Below are 20,771 nucleotides of genomic sequence, written 5' to 3'. Positions count from 1 at the left end.
GTTTTTTTTATTTTCAGATATTCAAAGTCCTCACCTTTGGAACAAAAATCCGGCCGGAATACCGGCAAAAAACCATCGTAAACAGCTTTTTATGCAAGGTTTTTCAGGTAAATCCTTTGATTTTTTGATCCCTATTCAAAATCCTCACCTTAATACTACTGTTCATCAGAAAAATCTGTTTTTTGCAAGAAAGCGGCCTAAGATGAAAGAAGGTAACACCCGTTACCTTCGTTTCGAGAGCCGCACATGAACCACCCACCCTCTCAGCTGCAACCGATTTCCCGCCTGCCTGCCCTGCTCGAAGCGATTTCACGTCAGCTGCAATTTCTGCAGGAACAAATCACCACGCTGCAAAAACTGCGGCAAAGTCAGGAAACGCTGGATGAAGTCTCGCTGGCGCGGCTGCGGCGCATCTACAGCGAAATGGCGGATTTGCCGACGCTGCTGCATGAACAGTTGCTGTACTGGGATACCGTCGCGATCACCACCGAACAACGGCACAATCTGGAATTATTTGCGCAATGCATTTCGGTGCTGGATGACGGCATTGCGGTGATTCTGGAACTGATACAGTTGCTCCGCACCCGTTACTCAGCCTGATTTGCTACCTGAAGCCGGACGCAGATTGTCCGCACCATAAAAAAAGGCAAGCGTTGCCTTTGCCACGCTTGCCAAACCGGAGTGACGGCCTGACGTGCCGTCCACGAGGGGAAACCGGTACTCTCCACTACCACGTTGCAGCACCACTGCAACGCTCGTTCCTGCTTCAGACAATCATTAGTATTGCCAAAAAATGCGTTGCAACTCTTTGGTGTTATTCGTCGTTGCCAGTGCCACGCTGGCCAGAATGCGCGCTTTTTGCGGGTTCAGATCATGCGCCACGATCCAGTCGTATTTGTCGTCCGGCTGTTCTGCATTGCGCAGTACAAAGCCACCGGCATTCACATGCGAAGAACGGATAATCTGAATACCTTGCTTATGAATATCCTGCAGTACCGGAACCAGCGGGCCTGCAACAGAACCATTGCCCGGACCGGCATGGATAATCGCTTTCGCGCCAGCCTGTGCAAATGCGCGGTAAGCCGTGTCGTTCACATTGCCGCCTGCATATGCAATTTCGACTAAAGGCAGGGATTTTATTTTATCAATATCAAATTCAGAAGCATTGGTATGACGTTTGTCGAGGCGGCGGAACCAGTAGCTCTTACCTTCCACAATCATTCCCAGCGCGCCCCACGGGCTTTTGAACGCATCCGGACGGATGTTGATCATTTTGCTCACATCACGTGCGCTGTTGATTTCATCGTTCATCACTACCAGCACACCACGGGAACGGGATTCTTTATTACCAGCCACGCTGACCGCGTTGAACAGATTCAGCGTACCGTCTGCAGACATCGCCGTACCCGGACGCATAGAAGCCACCACCACAATCGGTTTGTCGGTATGCACTACCAGATTTAAGAAATACGCGGTTTCTTCCGTGGTATCGGTGCCATGCGTAATCACGATACCGTCCACATCATCGCGCTTCGCCAGTTCAGAAACGCGTTTGCCCAGCGTCAGCAGATTGTCATTGCGCAGACTTTCTGAAGCTACCTGAAACACTTGTTCGCCGCGTACGCTGGCGATATCGTTCAGTTGCGGAATACCGGCAATCAGTTTATCCACCGGTACTTTGGCAGCCTGATAGGTTGCGCTGTTGGTCGCATCCGCACCGGCGCCTGCAATCGTACCGCCGGTCGCCAGAATCACCACTTGCGGTTTTTGCTGTGCCATCGCCAGCGCACTGAAGCTCAGTGCAATCACCAGCATCCCGCATTTGCGCAAACCTGCTGTCATTCGTTTCATCTGCTTGTCTCCTCACAATAATTTTTTCAGATGACGCAGTGTAGAAGCGCTACCGCTTCCGGCAAAATGTCGGAAAACACGTAAAACGACGAAAATAAATTTTCCTGTTAAAGAAAAAAATTACCAAAACTTCAGAACAGAGCCTGAAAAATGCGACCGCGCTGCTATGACAGCGAACGGAATAGCGCCTGAGAGATTTTTTTCATCACCTGTATTGAGCACCAGTATCCGGGCGCATAAATATGCGGAAAAAAGCAAAAATGAGACAAAAAAACCCCGGACGATGCCGGGGTCTCTGCAAAACAGGGAAAATTACTTCGCTACGGTAACCGCCGTCACGGTGATTTCGACCGGTGCGCTGTTCACTGTGCCATCATTCACAATCAGGCGTGCCGTGTAAGTGCCCGGCAAATCCACACTGAACGTTGTGCGCGGAACTGTAGCAAGTCCCGTGAACACAGCTTTACTGCCGGCAGGTACGGTAACCAATGTCCAGTTATAACTTAACCGGTCACCATCAACATCATAGCTTGCTGTTCCATCGACAAGTGCTTCGCGGCCAGCTTCCCAAAAACCATTGCCAATTGGTGTAATCTTTGCCACCGGCGCGTTATTTGCTGACTTCGCAATAATAGATACCGATGCTGGCTGGCTATCTACTTTTCCGTCATTCACAACCAGCGTCGCGATATAAGGCCCAACGACATCTGTTTTCAGTACGGGGCGAGCCACATTATTCGCCGACAGGCTTGCTTTACTGAACTCTGGTACGCTCAGCGTCCATTTGTACGTCAGCGAATCGCCATTCGGATCATAGCTACCGCTACCATCCAGTGTTACTTGCGTTCCCGGTGTTACTGTCTGACCTGTTCCGGTCAAAGCAACCGGCGGAGAATTGACGGTTGCAGAAGTCACTGTCACAGTAGCTGCCGCGCTGTCTGACTGCCCGTCATTCACAATAAGCGTCGCAATATAATTTCCGTCGATATCCGGGGTAAATGTCGGATTCATCGCGCTTGCAGACGAGAGACTTGCTTTGCTACCGGCTGGTACTGTACTGAGGCTCCACTTATAAGTAATGGTATCACCGTTGCCGTCATAACTCTGACTTCCATCCAGTGTTACCGGTTTTCCGGTGACGACGCTCTGCGCCTTGCCTGCATCTGCAACCGGAATAATGTTCTTAACCGTCGCAGCGACAGTCACAGTCGCCGGTGCACTGTCCACCTTACCGTCGTTGACAACCAGAGTGAACACATAATTTCCTGTTTCGTCGGCGGTGAATGTCGGACGTGCATCTGTCAACGAGGATAGGTAGGCATTACTTTTCGCCGGACGGCTGGTCAATTTCCAGGTGTATTTGAGGGTATCACCGTCCACATCGGTACTGCTTGTCGCATCCAGCGTTACTAAACTGCCTGTGTAAACGCTCTGTGCTTTTCCGGCATTTGCTACCGGTGCTGTATTTACTTTGGGGCCGGGAACAGTTCCGGCGCTGTCTGTCGAAGAGGAACCACCACAACCACTGAGTACTGCCGCTGTGATGAACATCAGTGAAATCAATTGATTACTACGTTTCATGTTTTTCTCCGGAGAGTAAGGAATCCCGTACCGGCAAGCAGATGCGCCTTGCCAGCAAGAGAGAAATTGCGAATCTGATTTATTTAGTTTTTGCAGAGGACTGATATTTCAGTGCCGCAGACTTTTCTATCGCCAGCGGAATTGCACTGGCAGGTAATGCATATTCGTAATTGCCTGCCCAGCGTTCAGCAAAAAACACACCGGGTGGTGCTTTTTCAACCAGATAGAAACGGTTCGTCCAGTATTTACTATCCTGATCCTGAAAGACCGCAACATACACACGACTGCGCGATACAACGGTGTCCGCGTATGTATTGTTAACCCATTGTTTTTTATGCTGGTTTTCGAATGATGTTGCAGGATAGGTGTACACCAGTTTAAATGTCCGGCCAGACTGTGTTCCACCGACAGCTTGCGTCCTGATCAGAATATTCCATTGATTCTTTGCGGCTTCCATTTCTGCTTTTGTCGGCAGTTCAGACGATGGTTCACGCAAAGCAAGATTCGGATCCGCTGTCGCAGCAGTATTTTCCAGCGCGGTATCAAACGCTGCATCGGCGATCCTGTATTGCTTAATAATTCTTTCTGCAGTCCATGCCTTTGCAGCATCTTCTTTTCCTGCTTTTACCAACATTGGCAGTACAATGCCCTGGCGCAATAAGTTGTGTCCGTCGGGATTGGTTTTATCTCCTGCATACGGAGCAGACCCGACATATAAAACGCCGGGTTCGAGTTCCAAAAAGCTTTCCAGACCGGTTGGCAGTAACTTTTCAGGAACGAGATTGCCTTGCAGATCCGTTTTATAGCTCATTTGCCCGTACAAAAAATGCTGGCGCGACGCCGGATTTCCCTCTCTCAGCAAGAAATGCGTGGTCGTTTGCAAGGCGCGCAGATTGCGGTCTTTATATGTTGAAGTCCGGCTGAACTGTGCTTTCGGCACCAGCTTTGCCGGATCAGTCGCTTCGTAACTGTGGCGCGTCCAGATTGTTGCAACTCCGGTTGCATCATCGTATTCGACAAGGAATTTCCCAACGGCAAATGCACCTGCCTGATTCAGGGAAACGCCACCCATCGGGACATTTGCGAAGTAAATGCCACTGATACCACGCTTATCAGACTTAACGTTTTTCTGATCCAGCATGCCGTCTGCTTTATCTTCTTCAAGCTGCTTCTTATCGGATGCACTGAGCGTATTTTGCTGTAAACCACCGCTGGCGGAAGGCTGGGCAACTTTTTGCACCGCTTGTTCAACCAGCTTGCCAAACAAGCTTTGTGCATATACCGGAGCGGTGCACATCAATAAACCGCCTGATACCGCAAGGCATAAGGCGGCGGGTAATTTCTTACTGCGCGTCTGCACTTCTGAATGTTTCATCGGAGATCCTGTTTCATAAGAGGGATTCCGGTACTGTCTGATGTTGACTTCTGCAGCAGAATACTCAGCAGAGCACCGGATTGTTTTATCAAAATGATTTCTTATACATTTCGACAACATCTTATAAAATGCAGGGCGCATTGAAATCACATGAAAATGTGGTAAAGATGTGAAGTTCTGTGTATATGATGTGATCTTCCAGCACGTTTACTGCTACTCACTGCCGGTTCAGTTCACAAATTTTCAATTCGTGATGCTTATGGACGTCAAAATCGGGATCGTCGAAGACAATCCACGCACCCTCACCCGCTTCAGCAAGGCCATCAGTGAACATACTGGCTGGCAGTGTGCTTTCGCCTGCAGCAGGCTGGCAGATGCGATGCAACAGATTCGCGAACATGCCATTGATGTCTTACTGCTGGACCTGGGATTACCCGATGGTGCCGGTATAGATCTGATCCCGTTTACGCTGCAACGTCAGCCGGCATGTCAGATTTTGATTATTTCGGTATTCGGTGATGAGGAAAATGTGATTCGCTGTGTAGAAGCAGGCGCATCCGGGTATTTACTGAAAGGCCAGGGCGACGATGATCTGGCAGAGCATCTGCAGGATTTACTGAATGGCGGCTCGCCGATGTCGCCTCAGATCGCCCGCCGCGTCCTCAAACAACTGCGTCAGTACGCCAGTCCTGCACCGTTGTCCGGTAACGAACCGGTGAGCGTACCGACACCGAATGATCTGACCGGTAAAGAACTGGAAATTCTGAAAGACCTCGCCATCGGCCATACCTACAGCGAAGTCGCTGCCAATCTGCATATCAGTCTGAATACTGTCCGCCATCATGTTAAAAGTATTTACAGCAAGCTTTACGTCAATTCACGTACGCAGGCAATTAACACCGCAGCACGGTTGGGATTACTCTGAGTTTGCAATGACGGCACGAACAGAAAACGAAATCCGTTGGCTGAAAATGGTGACGGCTGGGATTGCGCTCGCCGTCATTTTATTTTTCTGCTCCATCGCCCATGCTGCTCCCGTAAAAATCTTACAGGCTGAAATTGCTGAGGGCCAGTACAGTCAAGCAAATGCTGCAACCGGTCAGTGGCAAACCGTTAGTTTGTCCGATGTCTGGCGAAGAAAAACGCCATGCCGCGATCATATTTGGACATACAGAGTACCGCTCAGTGTTTTTCCCGATCCGCAAGACCGTACTTTATTAATTTACCGCGCTGGAAATCGTCTGCGTCTTTTATTAAACGATCAGCAATTTGCCGAAGCCGGAAACTTTCTGAATCCGGATACGGATGTCAGTAATCATGCAATGATGTTCCGGCTGCCGACAACTGAACAGTCTGCTAACGCGACAATGCTCTACATTCAGGTTGCCGGTGACTGCCGGCGTTACTCTGGTTTATCCCAGATGCTTGCGGGAAAATTTACAGATATCGCCCCTTTGTATCAGCAAAAAGTCGATACTTTTATCTGGTCGACTGTCGCAATTGTGGTTGTGTGCAGTATCTTGTGTTTTGTGAGTCTCAGCGCATCCCTGCTGTACCGCTCATTTAATGCGTTGCTGTTTGGCATTACCTGCGGATTCTGGGCCTTGCGAGCATGGCTGTGGTCCATGCACGAATTGCCACTACCTTACGCAATCTGGTTTTTTCTGATTGACCTGAGTTTTGGTGTCTGGATGTCGCTGATTTGCATTCTTGCTATGCGCATCAATCAGATCCGGTATCGCTGGCTGGAAGCCGCGCAATGGATCTCACTGGTATTCTTTCTTGGCAGTTCTGTCGCGCTGGCCTTCGGAGCGCCTCCGGTGTACAAGGCTCTGGGAATCGACCTGGTCGTGGTTGCAGGAACCGGCGCGCTTATCTCCATCATGATTCAGGCATTCCGCACGCCTTCTCCGGGAAATATCGCCGTATCTTTAGCAGGATTTGTCATGCTGGTACTGGGTGTCTATGACCACTGGAACGTCTGGATGACCGATGCAGCAGATGCCTATCAGCGTTTTTACTTTACGCCGCTGATCGTACTGTTTTTTATCCTGGCGGTTGGAATCGTATTGAATCTGCAATATATGCGCGCTATGCGCAGCGACGCGCAGTATCAAAAAGTACTGGAAGTAGAAGTCAGCCGTCAGCGCGCAATTCTGGAACAGCACCATCAGGCACTTGCTCAGCAGGCCAGACAGGAAGCGGTCACGCTGGAGCGGGAACGAATTATGAAAGACATGCATGATGGTCTCGGTTCGCAACTGGTCAGTCTGATGTCGCTGGTACAAACCGCACCACAACAGAAAACTGAAATTGAACATGAGCTGCAAGAAGCGCTTGATACTTTACGTGCAACAATCGATACCCTGAGCCCCAGCGGTGAGGATCTGACGACCATACTCGCACAATTCCGTTTCCGCCACGAATCACGTTTCAAGCGTGCCGGCATTCAGCTGAACTGGCGGGTTAAACCATTTTCCAGCACGGCGTGGAGTTCGAACAACCTGATACAGTTCGAACAAATGATTCGCGAAATATTCACAAACATCATTAAGCATGCCGGTGCCAGTCAGATCTGGGTGGATGCGGGAACCAATACCGAAGATAACTTTCTGTTTATTCAGGACAATGGCACAGGCTTTGATGCCTCCGCACGGGTTGGTCGTGGCTTAAAGAATCTGCATCAGCGTGCGTCGGAACTTGGAATCCGGCTCCGCATCGACAGCACTGACGGGGTTGGTACCACGATCTCAATGCACTGGGCCTTATGATAGGCCGGCGGCCCATTCCTGCCCGGTGACGATTCTTCTCCCCCTAAAACGCGCCGGACAGCCTCAAATGCAGTGTTCTGCATAGCGATCCGGCGCTTGTCGGCAGAAAGTGCGGGCCTCAGGAAATGCCGGATGCGGACATCTGCACAATCAGCGTGTAAAAAACAGCGATGCAGCCCCTTATTGCTGTGCGACGGGCGATGCCGTTGCTGCGAGCTTGTCAGGCACGCTGACACCCATTGCCGCGTACAAGGCCACCGTGTCCGCGTAGCGGCTCAGCCGCGCCTGCAATAAAGCCAGACTGGCTTGCTGTTCTGCCAGTTGTGCCTGCAGTACTGTCTGCAGCGGAATCGCACCGGCTGCACGCTGTTTGCGGGCGACTTCCAGCGCTTTCAGGGTTGCCTGCTGCGCTTTACTGTTCAGCTGCCATTGCTGGCTGTCCGCATCCAGCGCCCGCAGGGTATCCGCCACATTCTGAAATGCATTCAGCACCACGCTGCGGTATTGCGCCGCTGCCTGCTGATACTGCGCTTCCGCAGCCCGTTGCTGATGCAGCAACGCACCGCCACGGAATACCGGCTGCGTCAGATTCGCGCCCAGATTCCAGAACGAGGAATTGCCTTTCAGCAGATTTGCCAGCGTCAGGCTGCTGCTGCCCAGCGTACCGGTCAGGCTCAGATTCGGCAGACGCGCCGCCACAGCCACGCCAACCTGCGCATTCGCCGCCTGCAACTGCGCTTCCGCGATGCGGATATCCGGACGCCGTTCCAGCAGTTCCGACGGAATACTCAGCGGTAACTGCGATGGTAATTGCAGTTGCGCCAGTGTGAATTCCGCTGGCAGCGCATCACCGGGCAGCAAACCCAGCAATACACGCAACTGCCCGCGCTGCTGATCCAGCGCCCGCTGCACCGGTAATAAGCCAGCTTCTGCCTGCGCCAGTGCCGCTTCCTGCGTGGCAACATCCGCGGCGGATGCAATACCCAGTGCTTTTTGCTGACGGGTCAGTTCTGCCAGCTGACGGTTCGCCAGCAATTGCGCCTGTGCGATCTGCAACTGTTCACGCAGACCGGCTTCCTGCACCGCCGCCAGAATCACATTCGATACCAGCGTTGTGCGGGCCGCCTGTACCTGGAAACCGGCAGCATCCACCTGCGCCGCAGCTGCTTCGTTCTGACGTTTCAGTCCGCCTGCCAGATCAAGGTTATAGCTGACGCTGACCTGCGCTGTGTGCAGCGTGTATAAGCCCGCACCGGAAGCCGCCGGACTGGCCAGCGGATCGGCCACTTTCTGGCGCGTCGGCTGCCAGCTGGCATCGACCGAAGGCAGCAGACCGGCGCGTAATACCAGCGCATTTTCCTGCGCTACCTTCAGCGCCGCATTGCTTGCCTGCAGATCTGCATTATTGCTGAGCGCCGTCGCAACCAGCTGATTCAGCGCTTCCGACCCGAACGCTTTCCACCAGCCGTCCTGTAAATCCAGACCGGGCAGCAATTGCTGAACAAGGGCTTTTTCATCCGCCGTGACCTTACCGGTAGTCGCTTGCATCGCCTGCTGCGGCAAACCGGCCTGATGTCCGGTCAGTAAATCCGGCCGGCGATAATCAGGACCCGCGGTACAAGCCGTCAGCGCAGAAATACACGCCAGTGTCAGTAATGATGTTGAAAATCGCATCATGCCTCTCCTTCGCTGGCATCAAATTGCACCGGTTGTTCCGCGACTTTTTTACGGTTACGTACACCGGATTCAATCATGTAATACAAAGCCGGCAGTACAAGCAGCGTCAGTGCGGTTGCGGTAATTAGGCCGCCCACCACCACAGTTGCCAGCGGACGCTGAACGTCACTACCAAGCCCATGTGCCATCGCGGCCGGAATCAGTCCCAGCGCTGCCACGGTCGCGGTGGTCAGCACCGGACGCAGACGTTCGCCAGCGGCTTTGATAACTGCCTCTTTCAGGCTGAGATCCGGCTGCTTACTCCAGCGGTTCAGATTCGAAATCATAATAATCGCATTCAGAACTGCCACGCCGAACAGTGCAATAAAGCCCACCGCCGACGAGACGTTCAGTGTCATATCGCGCAAATGCAGTGCACACAAACCACCCAGCGTTGCCAGCGGTACGGCAGACAAAATCAGTGCTGGCTGACGCAGATTTTTAAATTCGCCGAACAGCAGCACAAACATCAGTGTCAGCACCATCGGTAAAATCATCGCCAGACGCGCCTGTGCCCGTTGCTGATTTTCAAACTGGCCGCCCCAGTGGAGTGAAAAACGGCTGTGGTCGAACTGCACCTGTTTTTCGATTGCGGCATGGGCGTCATCCAGAAAGCCTGCCAGATCACGGTTACGCAGGTTCAGACGCACCGTCAGGTGACGCTTACCCATTTCACGGGTAATCGTGGTTTCACCCTCGGCAAACGAAATACGCGCCACTTGCGATAAAGGAATTTCTGCATTCGACGGTGTGATCAGCGTCAGATGACCGATTGCTTCCGGGCTGTTGACCACGGTGTTATTAAAGCGGGCAGCGATGTTATAGCTGCGCTCATCGATAAACACCTGCGTGACCGGCGCACCGCCGATACCGGTTTGTATCAGGCTCATCACATCCGCGACATTGATACCCAGACGGGCTGCGGCAAGCCTGTCCACATCCACTTTCAGCTGCGGCAGCGGTGGCTCCTGATCAATAATCACGTCTTCCGCACCGGGAATGGCACTCAGGGTACGCACCACATCATTCGCAATACGGCGGGTTTCGCGGAAATCATTGCCCATTACTTTTACCACCAGATCGCTGTGCGCGCCGGCCAGTTTATCCAGCACACCGTCTATCATTGGCTGGCTGAAGCCAACCTGCGTGCCGGGCAATTTTTTGAACCGCTCCGCCATTTTTGCGATCAGTTCCTGCTTGGTCAGACCACTTTTCCATTCACTATACGGATGCAGCGTGACGGCGGTTTCGATATGCGAAGGTGTGAACGGATCAGTACCGTCATCATTGCGACCCAGCTGAGTAACGACGTGATTCACCTCGGGAAATTCCAGCGTTGCTTCACGCAGCGCATCCGCCATACGCGTTGCTTTATCCAGCGAAATGCCCGGTGGCAGCGTCACTTGCAGCCAGATCGAACCTTCATCCAGATACGGTAAAAAGTCGCGGCCGATGGTCGCACCACTGACAATCACCGCCGCCAGTGTCGCGATAAAGATACCGGTCACCACGCGGCTGCGGCCTACCAGCCAGTTCAATACGCTGTTGTAACGCGGTTTCAGCCATTCCAGCACCGGATTATGAAAAATCTTCACCGGTTTTTTCAGCGCCATATAAGACAGACCGGGAATCAGCAACAGCGCAACCAGCAAAGCACCGAGCAGCGCAAAGCCAACCGCGTAGGCCATCGGTGAAAACAGTTTGTATTCAATGCGCTGGAATGCGAACAAAGGCAGATACGCGATGATGATAACCAGAATCCCGAAAAACACTGGCCGCGTCACCTGACGTACCGACTGCATAATGTTTTTGCCCTGCAGCGTTGCTTGCGGTTCTTCTTCGCGGCGGCGCAGAATGTTTTCCATCATCACAATTGCACCGTCCACGATAATCCCGAAATCAATCGCGCCCAGCGACAGCAAATTCGCCGGAATTTTGAAGTGGTGCATCAGGATAAATGCAATCAGCAGCGAAACCGGAATCGTGATCGCAACGATAATCGCGGCACGCGGGCTGCCGAGAAACAGCAGCAGTACCAGTGTCACCAGCGCAATCCCTTCAATCAGCGTATGGCTGACGGTGCTGACGGTCGCGTTCACCAGATTGCTGCGGTCCATATACGGCACCACCTGCACATCTTTCGGCAAAATCTGCTCGTTCAGCTCTTTCACGGCTTCATGCACACCCGCCATCACACGCGAAGGGTTTTCATTTTTCAGCAGCAGCGTAATGCCTTCCACCGAATCCGGATTGTGATCAATCCCCAGCACGCCATGACGTTCCTGATGGCCGTAAGTCACCTGCCCCAGATCGCGCAGCAACACTGGCACACCGGCTTTTTGCGTGATGACGATATTGCCCAGATCATCCAGATTACGGATCAGGCCGACACCGCGCACCACCATGCCCTGCTCGCCACGGGTCAGCACACTGCCGCCCGCATTGGCATTATTCGCATTGATGGCTGCGGTAATCTGATTCAGTGACACCTTGTATTTGCTCAGTGCTGCCGGGTCCAGCTCCAGCATAAACTGGGTCGTGATACCGCCGAAATTCGCGACATCGACCACGCCGGAAACCTGCTTCAGGCGCGGAATCACTTTCCACAACTGCAATTCAGACAATTCACGCAGGCTGCGGGTTTTCGATACCAGCGTGTAGCGGAAAATCTCACCAATCGGCGAAGTCAGCGGGTCCAGCCCCGGTTGTGCGCCATAAGGCAGGGATACACTGCTGATGCGTTCCTGCAAACGCTGACGCGACCAGTAATCATCTGCTCCGTCTTTGAAAACAACCGTAATCAGCGATAAGCCAAAGGTACTCTTGGAACGCATCACATGCATGCCGGGCGTACCCATAATCTGGCGCTCCAGCGGAATCGTGATCTGTTGCTCCACTTCTTCCGCCGCCAGACCATTCACCTGCGTCACGACTTGCGAGGTGGTGTCGGCGATATCCGGATAAGCTTCCAGCGGTAACTGATTCCATGCAAACCAGCCATACGCGGCAACCAGTAAAAACACCAGCGCGACGATACCGCGCCGGTTAAAACACAGGGTAACGAGGCGATCAATCATTGAAAATCACCCCGTCTTTCAGCAATACACGCTCGCCAGCTTTCAGACCGCTCAGTACTTCAAAACGACCGTTATTCAGCGGCCCGACTTTGACTTCACGTGCAGCCAACTCACGCGGCGCGACTTCCACATACACTTTGCTGGCAAACCCCTGCTGCACGACAGCCGTCGCCGGAACCAGCAAGCCCTGATGTGCGCCGGTACTCAGCTCGGCTTTGGCAAACATGCCGGGTTTCAGTTTTTTATCGGCATTGTTTAACGGAATGCGGACTTTGACCGAGCGCGTATCAGGGTCCAGCACATCACCGACGTACTGGACTTTCGCCTGCACCGCTTCTGCATATGCGTCAAAACGAATCGTTACGCTCTGGCCTTCCGCCAGCATGGCCAGATCTTTTTCTTTAGCAGAGGCGGTGACAAAGACTTTCGATAAATCCGCGATACTCATCAGCGGCTGATTCACATCATTCCAGTAAGCGCCCGGCGCCGCATTCAGCTCCACCACGCGACCGGCAGCCGGTGCGCGTACCACCAGCTGATGCCCCGGCAATACATCTCCGGCACTTTGTGCTTTCGCACCCAGCAAGCCCAGACGAGCTTCAGCACGGCTCAGTTCTGCCTGTGCCTGCGCCACATCGCTCTGCGCCTGTTCCAGATCGCGTTTGGTGCCGACATCGGCTTTGTCCATCGCTTGCTGGCGTTCTAACTGACGCTTGCTCAGATTCAGCGCCGCCCGTGCTTTTTCCTGATCGCTGATTGCCTGCGGCAGATCGGCGGAATCGATGGTGAACAGCACATCACCGGCTTTGACGATATCGCCAGCCTGTTTGCGCACGGCAGTAATCCGGCCTGCCAGCGGCGTCATGATTTTTACAAAACGCAACGGATCGGCTTCCACCACTGCAGGTAATTGCAAAGGTAATGCCACTTCCTGCGGCTGCACCACCGCAATTTGTAAAGATTTTTCGAGCGCAGATTTTGGCGCGATCAGAATATGGCCATCTGCGTTACGGGTATAGCCTTCTGCCTGCGCAGGTTTGTTATCCGCGCTTGCGCTACGGTTTGCCAGCAGCCACACGCTGCCACCCAGTACAGTAAGACTCAGTATGCCCGCCAGTAAGCGGCGGGGATGGATGGATTTTCTGATCATAATGCAGCCCTTTCTTTGCAACGAACAAGGATGTACACCCTGTCAACGGGCGCTATCGTAGGCAATCTTGCTGCGCTGCACACCTGAATCTTTCTTCAGGAAACGCGGACGAGTCAGCGTCGCTGCTATACTGCACGGCATCGCAAATCCGGAGGTAGCGCATGCGTATTCTGCTGGTGGAAGATGATCTGAAAGCCGCGCGTTTGCTGGTAGCAGGCTTACAGGAAGAAAACTGGCAGGTTGATCACTGTGCCAGCGCTGAAGAGGCAGAACAGCAGATTCCGCAAGGTTATGATTTGCTGATTCTGGACTGGAATCTGCCCGGCATGGATGGAATGCTGCTTTGCAACAAACTGCGCAGTGCGGGTGTTTCCACACCGGTCCTGATGCTGACCGCACGCGATGCGCTGCAGGATAAAGTGCAGGGTTTGCGTCAGGGCGCGGATGATTATCTGGTGAAGCCGTATGCGTTTGAAGAATTACTGGCCAGAATAGAAGCCTTGCGCCGCCGCGCAGAATTGCAACCTGCACCGGTATTACAGGCATTTGATCTGAGTCTGCACCTGCAAACCCACACTGCGGTGCGCGCCGGACAGGAAATCGAACTGACCCGCAAAGAGTTTGCACTGTTAGAATTTTTTATCCGCCAGCAAGGTCAGCTGATCAGCCGCCATCAGCTGGCAGAACATGTCTGGAAAGCAGATCTGATTGCGATTGATAATCTGATCGACGTTCATATCAAAAATCTGCGTAAAAAAATCGACCTGCCCGGCTGTGAGCCACTGATACAAACCGTACGCGGGCAGGGATTTGTGTTCGCTTTACCGGAGTAAACATGCTCTCGTTCCGCCAGCGTCTGGCACTGATACACAGTGCCGCGATTACGGCCATTGTGGCCTGTGCCGCCTTTGCAACCTGGTGGGGTTTGTCGCATGAGATGAATCAGCAATTAGATCAGGCATTGCTGGCGATTGCGGATGCGGAAGTATCCGTACTTAACAGTGCGCCGGATCAGCCGGTGCGGGTGCATGATCAGCAAACCGGCAAAGCGCCGCCCTCGCTGGTACGGCTGGACCGGCTGGTACAAATCAGCTTACGCGACGGCACCGTGATCGCAAAAAGTCAGAATCTGGGTGACGCCGATTTACCGCTGACCAAAGACATACTGCAGCAGACAGCGGCAAATGAAACCGCGCTGGTCACGATTGATAATTTTGGCGAAGAACCTTTGCGCATGATTGCCGTGCCTGTGCATGCCGGTGGCAAGGATTACATTGTGCAGGTAGCAGGTTCGCTGGATGACACGGTGCGTATCGTCGATTATGCCACCGGCTTGTTCAGTATTCTTGCAGTGGTGCTGATCGCTGCCGTGGTACTGGTCGCGAACAATCTGACCAAAAAAGTCTTTATGGCGATTGAAGATATTGCGAGTCAGGCAGACCGCATCGGTGATGCGAATCTGAGCGAGCGGCTGGCGCAATCTTCGGATGCTGATGAAATCGCGCATCTGACCGGTACGCTAAATCAGATGCTGGCGCGACTGGAAAATGCCTTTCTGATCGAACGCCGCTTTACTGCCGATGCCTCGCATGAAATGCGTTCGCCGCTGACACGCTTACGTGCTGAAATCGACATTTGCCTGCGCCGCGAACGCAGTCCGGAAGCCTACCGCGAAACCCTGCGCTCCTGTCTGGAAGAAGTCTGTGGCATTACCAGTATGGTCGAAGAATTGCTGTTACTGGCGCGCATAGAAAGTGGTCAGGAAGATGATGCCGGAGCCCATTGCAATGCGCAGCAATTGCTGGAAGCTGTTGCCAGCGCACACCGCAGTGCTGCCGATGCGAAGCAAATTCAGTTGGTGCTTGATAATTCCCTGCCTGTGGAAATCCGTTTATCTGAGCGCGCAGGTAAACTGATACTGAATAATTTTCTTGAGAACGCGCTGAAGTTTACCGGCCACGGTGGTGAAATCCGGCTGTCAGCAAGCATGGATGGCCAGCAATTGCTGATCCGCGTACAGGACAGCGGCCCCGGCATCGCAGAACAGGATTTACCGCATATTTTTGAACGTTTTTATCGCGGGCAGCACGCCAAGTCCAGCGGTATCGCCGGTGCCGGACTGGGCTTATCGCTGGTACAGCATATCGCCAGCCGCGCCGGAGCCAGCGTGGTTGCGGCGAATACCGGTTCCGGTGCGATTTTCACCCTGCAAGTCGCACTGGTCTGAGTTTCCGGATCTTTCGGATTTTCTGCAGTTCGCTGAACCGGCATCAGCAAAAGCCCCGTTTCAGCGCCATTTCAGCCATACATACTGAAACCGCACATTCATCGTGCTGACACAAATGCTGCCGACAATCAGCAGCAGCTAAAACGCATTTTGGCAACTCACGCCAACTCCCGGCGCTGAAAAAACACGCCTGACGCTTTACGGAGGACCCATGGAAGCATTACACAACATCAATCTGACATCGTTTCTGGATACCATGATCAGCCTGACAACCGCCTTCATACTGGGCGGACTGATCGGTTATGAACGCCAGATACGCCAGCGTACCGCAGGGCTGCGAACCAATGTGCTGGTCGCCGTCGGTGCGGCAGTATTCGTGGATATGGCAAACCGGCTGGAAGGCCATGAAGGCGCGGTGCATGTGATTGCGTATGTTGTGTCCGGCATCGGTTTTCTGGGTGCTGGCGCGATCATGCGTGAAGACGGCAATGTGCGTGGCCTGAATACTGCCGCGACCTTGTGGGGTTCTGCAGCAGTCGGTGCTGCCGCCGGTGCGGACCTGATCATGGAAGCGGTAGCCGCCACGCTGTTTGTGCTGGCAGCAAATACGCTGCTGCGCCCGATCGTGAACCGCATTAACCGTCAGCCGATTGAGGGCGCGGATGTGGAAGTCACCAATACCGTGTATGTGATTGCGTCCAGCACACATCAGAAATGGACGCTGGCGTATTTGTCTAAAGCACTGGAACAGGCGAATTACCCGATTCGTGATCTGGAAGTGCATGCTTTCGGCGATGACGATATCGAAATTGAAGCGACGCTGATGGCCACTTCCGTTGAAGCGGCAGAACTGGATAAAATTATCGCGACGATTTCAGAACAGGCTGCCGTGCGGCAAGCGTTCTGGAGCCCGAGTACCTCTGAATAAGCGAGATAGCCCTATGCGCACTGCCATGCTGATCAGCGCCCTGCTGCTGACTTTGTCCTTCTCCGCACATGCAGCAGAAACTGAAACCTGCTGTGGCGCAATCAGTGTGCGCGGTGTTCAACTGGCGGAGCAGTTACAGAACAGTGGTGTCGAGCGTCTGTGGCTGGCTGGAAAACACGTAGACTGGGAAAGCGGCGAGCCGGATCAGGGCGATAAGCCAGCGAAATCGCATTGCAGTGCCTTCGCCGCCGCATTTGCCAAAAAGCGGGATGTGTATCTGCTGCGTCCGCCGCAGCATTCGCAGGTATTGCTGGCATCAGCACAGGTGGTCTGGCTGCAAAGCGAAGCTGCGCGTGCTGCTGGCTGGCGAGCCGTGGCGGATGCGCGCGCAGCGCAGACACTGGCAAATCAGGGACAACTGGTCGTCGCCGGTTTTCAGAGTCCGGACCCGCATAAACCCGGCCATATCGCCATCGTGCGCCCTGCAGAACTCAGTGAACAGGATTTACAGCAAAACGGCCCTCGCCTGACACAGGCCGGACAAAGAAACTATCTGTCCGTCAACGCCCGCATCGCCTTCCGTTACCACGCGGGTGCATGGCCGGACGGGATTCGTTATTTTGCGTTTGAAGACACAATCGCGCCGTCATCGCATTAAGTAAGCGCAGCAGGCTGGATTTTCTGATTTTTCCGGTTTCTCCGTTTTTCGGCGTAGTTCCGCGTTATCCGGCAGCCTGAGGCCGGAAATTCCTGCTTTTTTGCCACAAATGCGGACTTCTGCACAGCCACCGCGCTGTCGTCGGCAGAAAGTCCGGACTTCCACAAATTCTATATGACGACTTTTGCACAATGAAACGGGTGGAATCGCGGTGTTTTCTCGTGTATTACGCTGTTTCAGCGCGGTTATTTATGAAATGAGTTCCATTCAGATCATAGTGACGACGTTGCGATGTTGATTACTATGCATTTTTTCACCACTTCTTAAGGTATTATTCATTCTGCATCTCTGACGACATACAGCGCGTCGCATCAGCCGCATTCACGCTGCGGCATTCACACATCTTGCTTGTTTCTTTGACGTATTCACCGAATTGGCGGGTCTATGGTCAGTATTCACCGGTATTTGCAATATCAGCTGAGCGGACTGGTTTTGTTGATTGGTCTGGCGTTCACCATGGGCGGTTATGCCTTCATGAGCCGCATGGCGGAAGATGATGCGGTGAAATCGCTGCGCTCCATGACCGGCGAATCCGGTTATGTGCTGGATCAGCTGTTGCAGCCACCCACCACCCTGCTGAAATTGCTGGTGAATGTGCCGGATTTAAAAACCGGTAAGGAAGAAGACTGGATGCTGCGGCTGCCTGCGCAGGCATCGATTCTGCAGGATAACAAGATGCTGAGCAGCGTTTACGTCGCCGGACCGCAGGGCCAGTTTCTGTTATTACGCACCCTGCATTCTGACTGGGATCGCAAGCGCTTCGACGCTCCGGACAATGCGCAGTGGCTGGTTCAGCTGCAAAGACTGCATCCGTCGGATGGCGAAGATCAGGTCTGGGTGATTCTGGATGATAAGTTTCAGATACTGGCGCGCCGCCGTGTCAGTTCGTTTGCAGATTACGATCCGCGCACCCGTCCGTGGTATCAGGCCAGCCATGAAAAAGACGGCGTGCTCAGAACAGCGGCGTATACGTTTCATGCCACCGGTAAGACCGGTATTACCCTTGCCAAACACATGGGCAAAGGCTGGGTGATGGGCATGGATATCCGTGTCGATTCGCTGGAGACGGAACTGACGCGACTGGCGCAAGCGAATGCAGCGCACATCGCCCTGTTTGAATATTCCGGTGCCATCGTTTCAGCAGACCGGCAAGATGCCGGCATGACCGAATTTCTGAAAGGACTGGAGCACGCATCGGCCGCATCCGCCACACAAAGGGTTGACTGGCTGTTTGATCACAAAGGCGAATCATGGTGGGTGGGTACGGCAGATATTCATATTGAGAATTATGAAGGTCTGAAACTGCATGTGGCCGTACCAAAAGACAAATTACTGGCAAAACCACGGCAATTGCGGAATACCCTGCTGGCGGTGACTTTACTGATCACCTTTCTGACGCTGCTGATCACGCGCAGAACTGCGATGCGGATTTCCTCGGTGTTTCAGACGCTGGCAGAGCGTGCCGATGCGCTGATTCACTTTGATTTCAAAGCCTTCGCCAGCACAAAAACCATCATCACAGAAATTGCACAGCTGGAAGCCGGACTGGAACAGACCCGCACCACCACCTCGGATTTTTTGCGTTTGCTGGAAAAGGTGTCACGCGAAGCCGATCCGGAAAAGCTTTTACCACTGGTGCTGGAAGAAACCACCAAAGTCGCGCGGGGCGAATCCTCGTGGCTGTATATCCATGATGGCAGCGAGTGGCAATTGCGGGCTGAACGCGGCCCCGGTCATCAGCATGACTGGCTGAATACCTGGCTGGCAATGCCGCAAACTGCGCGCAACGCGATGCTGCAAAGCCAGTCCGCCACCGGACATCACGCGCTGATGCTGCCACTGCGGGGACGACGCGGGCAATTGCTGGGCTTACTGGTCATCGACCGTCGCTCGCCGTTCAGCGAACAGCATCAGAATTTTGTGGAAACTCTGTCCGGATTCGCTGCTTTATCGCTGGAATCGCGCGAAGCCATTGCCCAGCAAAAACAATTGTTTGAATCGTTTATTAAATTGCTGGCGGAAGCAGTCGATGCCAAAAGTCCGCATACCGGCGGACATTGCCACCGCGTTCCGGTACTGACGGAATGGCTGGTGGAACTGGCGGCAGCCAGCGATGCGCCTTGTGTCGCCGGTTTTCAGCTGAATGAAGAATTGCGCGAGGCAGTGCATATCGCCGCATGGCTGCACGACTGCGGCAAAGTCGTCACGCCGGAATATGTGGTCGATAAAGCGACCAAACTGGAAACCCTGTATGACCGCATCCATGAAATCCGGATGCGGTTTGAAGTCTGCAAACGGGAAGCCACGCTGGCAGCATGGCAGGCAGCCTGTCCGCAAGGATTGCCGGAAGCGGCAGCGCAGGCATTGCATCAGACTTTACAGGCGCTGGACGCAGATTTTGCCTTCGTCGCGGAATGCAATCTGGGCAGCGAAAGCATGTCGCCGGCGGCAACAGAACGCCTGCGGCAAATCGCGGACAGAACCTGGACCCGCACGCTGGATGACCGGCTGGGCATCTCGCATGAAGAAGCACTGCGGCGCGGTGACACCGCGGACGACACCGTTCTGCCGGTACAGGAAAAGCTGCTGAACGACCAGCCACATCACAAAATCCCGCGCCCCGCCGGACAGGCATTCTCTGCCGAAAACCGCTGGGGATTCCGGATGCAGGTACCGGAATATTTGTACGATCGCGGTGAATTACGGAATTTATCGGTAGAACGCGGCACGTTGACCGAAGAAGAGCGCTATAAGATCAATGAACATATCGTCCTGACCATCAAAATGCTGGAAGCGCTGCCGTTCCCGCGCCATCTGAGCAATGTGCCGGAAATCGCCGGCAGTCATCACGAACGCATCGACGGCAAGGGCTACCCGCGCGCCGTTGCGGCCGGATCGCTGAGCATACCAGCCCGCATGATGGCGATTGCCGATGTGTTCGAAGCTTTAACCGCACCGGACCGGCCGTACAAATCCGGAAAATCCATCGCGGAAGCACTGGGAATCATGCGCAAAATGGCGGCTGGCGGCCATCTGGATATGGATTTATTTGAGATGTTCGCGCAATCCGGTATTCCGTCGCGCTACGCAGAAACCTTCCTGAATACGTCGGCACCTACCGGCGGAACCTTGCAATGATGCCTCAGGGGGGGTCGGGCTGTGGCTGGCTGAATGCATTCGGGTTGAGCGATCCGCCATTTCGCTGTCCGTCAGCCTGAAAACAGCCGGATGCAGGCGCAAATGCGGACTTCTGCACAGCCACCGCACTGTCGTCGGCAGAAAGTCCGGGCTTTCAAAAAGACGGGATGACGACGTTAGCACAATGATGCCCGCCGTCGGTCAGATGATGGCGGGAGACATGGACAATACAGGCTGCG

General features: G+C 53.7%; 14 protein-coding genes. 8 read left to right on the top strand and 6 right to left on the bottom strand.

Annotation, left to right across the window (positions count from 1 at the left end):
* Window positions 1-246: 246 nt before the first annotated feature.
* Window positions 247-600, top strand: a complete 354-nt coding sequence (locus IE092_RS04860; protein WP_189355912.1) for a hypothetical protein — start codon at window positions 247-249, stop codon at window positions 598-600.
* A 177-nt stretch (window positions 601-777) separates the two neighbouring features.
* Here IE092_RS04860 and IE092_RS04855 read toward each other — a convergent pair whose 3' ends face one another.
* The 3 genes from IE092_RS04855 to IE092_RS04845 form a co-directional block, all read right to left on the bottom strand.
* Window positions 778-1,815 carry an asparaginase gene (locus tag IE092_RS04855; RefSeq protein WP_229793078.1) on the bottom strand — a complete coding sequence of 346 codons (1,038 nt, stop codon included), beginning with the start codon at window positions 1,813-1,815 and terminating at the stop codon, window positions 778-780.
* A 348-nt stretch (window positions 1,816-2,163) separates the two neighbouring features.
* Window positions 2,164-3,432: a PKD domain-containing protein gene (locus tag IE092_RS04850; protein ID WP_189355910.1), complete on the bottom strand. Its 1,269-nt coding sequence runs from the start codon at window positions 3,430-3,432 to the stop codon at window positions 2,164-2,166.
* Window positions 3,433-3,511: 79 nt separating this feature from the next.
* Window positions 3,512-4,807, bottom strand: coding sequence for a hypothetical protein (locus tag IE092_RS04845; RefSeq protein WP_189355909.1), 1,296 nt, complete (start codon window positions 4,805-4,807; stop codon window positions 3,512-3,514).
* Window positions 4,808-5,066: 259 nt separating this feature from the next.
* On the opposite strand from IE092_RS04845, the gene IE092_RS04840 reads away from it, so the two are divergent.
* Both IE092_RS04840 and IE092_RS04835 read left to right on the top strand, forming a co-directional pair.
* Complete coding sequence (locus IE092_RS04840; protein ID WP_189355908.1) at window positions 5,067-5,732, top strand: response regulator transcription factor; 666 nt, start codon at window positions 5,067-5,069, stop codon at window positions 5,730-5,732.
* Window positions 5,733-5,739: 7 nt separating this feature from the next.
* Complete coding sequence (locus tag IE092_RS04835; RefSeq protein ID WP_189355907.1) at window positions 5,740-7,578, top strand: sensor histidine kinase; 1,839 nt, start codon at window positions 5,740-5,742, stop codon at window positions 7,576-7,578.
* A gap of 180 nt (window positions 7,579-7,758) precedes the next feature.
* Here the strand turns inward: IE092_RS04835 and IE092_RS04830 are convergent, their stop codons facing one another.
* The 3 genes from IE092_RS04830 to IE092_RS04820 are packed head-to-tail and all read right to left on the bottom strand — an operon-like array spanning window position 7,759 to window position 13,521.
* Entirely contained in the window at window positions 7,759-9,255 is a 1,497-nt protein-coding gene (locus IE092_RS04830; RefSeq protein WP_189355906.1) for an efflux transporter outer membrane subunit, read from the bottom strand.
* Window positions 9,252-12,371 (bottom strand): efflux RND transporter permease subunit, encoded by a 3,120-nt coding sequence (locus IE092_RS04825; protein ID WP_189355905.1) that lies wholly within the window; start codon window positions 12,369-12,371, stop codon window positions 9,252-9,254. The genes IE092_RS04830 and IE092_RS04825 overlap by 4 nt, the downstream gene beginning before the upstream one ends.
* Window positions 12,364-13,521, bottom strand: a complete 1,158-nt coding sequence (locus IE092_RS04820; RefSeq protein WP_189355904.1) for an efflux RND transporter periplasmic adaptor subunit — start codon at window positions 13,519-13,521, stop codon at window positions 12,364-12,366. The genes IE092_RS04825 and IE092_RS04820 overlap by 8 nt, the downstream gene beginning before the upstream one ends.
* 161 nt (window positions 13,522-13,682) lie before the next feature.
* Between IE092_RS04820 and IE092_RS04815 the strand changes: the two genes are divergently transcribed.
* From IE092_RS04815 to IE092_RS04795, 5 genes are all read left to right on the top strand, one after another.
* The gene (locus IE092_RS04815; protein WP_189355903.1) at window positions 13,683-14,354 is read left to right on the top strand and encodes a response regulator transcription factor; all 672 of its coding nucleotides are present in this window, start codon (window positions 13,683-13,685) and stop codon (window positions 14,352-14,354) included.
* A 2-nt stretch (window positions 14,355-14,356) separates the two neighbouring features.
* Window positions 14,357-15,748, top strand: a complete 1,392-nt coding sequence (locus IE092_RS04810) for a sensor histidine kinase (RefSeq protein WP_189355902.1) — start codon at window positions 14,357-14,359, stop codon at window positions 15,746-15,748.
* Between the two features lie 211 nt (window positions 15,749-15,959).
* The gene (locus tag IE092_RS04805) at window positions 15,960-16,676 is read left to right on the top strand and encodes an MgtC/SapB family protein (protein WP_189355901.1); all 717 of its coding nucleotides are present in this window, start codon (window positions 15,960-15,962) and stop codon (window positions 16,674-16,676) included.
* A gap of 13 nt (window positions 16,677-16,689) precedes the next feature.
* Entirely contained in the window at window positions 16,690-17,334 is a 645-nt protein-coding gene (locus IE092_RS04800; RefSeq protein ID WP_189355900.1) for a hypothetical protein, read from the top strand.
* Window positions 17,335-17,778: 444 nt separating this feature from the next.
* Window positions 17,779-20,532, top strand: a complete 2,754-nt coding sequence (locus IE092_RS04795) for an HD domain-containing phosphohydrolase (protein ID WP_189355899.1) — start codon at window positions 17,779-17,781, stop codon at window positions 20,530-20,532.
* The last annotated feature ends 239 nt before the right edge of the window (window positions 20,533-20,771 follow it).

Origin of the sequence: Cognatundibacterium squillarum (genome assembly GCF_014652435.1) — a bacterium.
Classification (GTDB): Bacteria; Pseudomonadota; Gammaproteobacteria; order Burkholderiales; family Burkholderiaceae_D; genus Undibacterium; species Undibacterium squillarum.
The sequence above is the reverse complement of the archived record's forward strand: the minus strand, read 5'-3'. Positions and strand labels throughout refer to the sequence as shown.

Bases quoted from the DNA above. Each gene is read 5' to 3' on its own strand.
- IE092_RS04795 (WP_189355899.1), top strand. From the start codon at position 17,779: ATGGTCAGTATTCACCGGTATTTGCAATATCAGCTGAGCGGACTGGTT.
- IE092_RS04835 (WP_189355907.1), top strand. From the start codon at position 5,740: ATGACGGCACGAACAGAAAACGAAATCCGTTGGCTGAAAATGGTGACG.
- IE092_RS04815 (WP_189355903.1), top strand. From the start codon at position 13,683: ATGCGTATTCTGCTGGTGGAAGATGATCTGAAAGCCGCGCGTTTGCTG.
- IE092_RS04855 (WP_229793078.1), bottom strand. From the start codon at position 1,815: ATGCTGGTGATTGCACTGAGCTTCAGTGCGCTGGCGATGGCACAGCAA.
- IE092_RS04840 (WP_189355908.1), top strand. From the start codon at position 5,067: ATGGACGTCAAAATCGGGATCGTCGAAGACAATCCACGCACCCTCACC.
- IE092_RS04800 (WP_189355900.1), top strand. From the start codon at position 16,690: ATGCGCACTGCCATGCTGATCAGCGCCCTGCTGCTGACTTTGTCCTTC.
- IE092_RS04810 (WP_189355902.1), top strand. From the start codon at position 14,357: ATGCTCTCGTTCCGCCAGCGTCTGGCACTGATACACAGTGCCGCGATT.
- IE092_RS04845 (WP_189355909.1), bottom strand. From the start codon at position 4,807: ATGAAACATTCAGAAGTGCAGACGCGCAGTAAGAAATTACCCGCCGCC.
- IE092_RS04820 (WP_189355904.1), bottom strand. From the start codon at position 13,521: ATGATCAGAAAATCCATCCATCCCCGCCGCTTACTGGCGGGCATACTG.
- IE092_RS04805 (WP_189355901.1), top strand. From the start codon at position 15,960: ATGGAAGCATTACACAACATCAATCTGACATCGTTTCTGGATACCATG.
- IE092_RS04850 (WP_189355910.1), bottom strand. From the start codon at position 3,432: ATGAAACGTAGTAATCAATTGATTTCACTGATGTTCATCACAGCGGCA.
- IE092_RS04825 (WP_189355905.1), bottom strand. From the start codon at position 12,371: ATGATTGATCGCCTCGTTACCCTGTGTTTTAACCGGCGCGGTATCGTC.
- IE092_RS04830 (WP_189355906.1), bottom strand. From the start codon at position 9,255: ATGATGCGATTTTCAACATCATTACTGACACTGGCGTGTATTTCTGCG.
- IE092_RS04860 (WP_189355912.1), top strand. From the start codon at position 247: ATGAACCACCCACCCTCTCAGCTGCAACCGATTTCCCGCCTGCCTGCC.